General features: G+C 74.2%; 1 protein-coding gene. It reads right to left on the reverse strand.

Annotated features, from left to right (window positions below):
* Positions 1-275 (reverse strand): FAD-dependent monooxygenase (locus tag B7L92_RS27025; protein ID WP_174704024.1); only part of this gene is annotated, 275 nt, incomplete at both ends.

Here is a 275-nt window from a genome sequence, read left to right on the forward strand (position 1 = left end):
CGCCGTGCGGCCGGGAAAGCGGATGTCCTGGAGCTTGCGCACGGTCGAACGGGGGCCGTCGCAGCCGACCAGGTAACTGCCGCGCCACCAGGTCCCCCCAGGGCCGCGGGTGTGGGCGGTGACGCCCGAGGGCTCCTGCTCGAGGGAGTCCAGACGGCTGTCCACCGCGACCTTGACGAGCCGTTCGCGCGCGAGGGCGGCGCGCAGGACGCCCGTCAGGACGTGCTGGGCGATGTGCAGGGGCGCGGGCCGGGCGTCGTCGTAGGTGATCTCGT

This window comes from Streptomyces viridosporus (assembly GCF_002078235.1).
GTDB lineage: Bacteria > Actinomycetota > Actinomycetes > Streptomycetales > Streptomycetaceae > Streptomyces > Streptomyces viridosporus.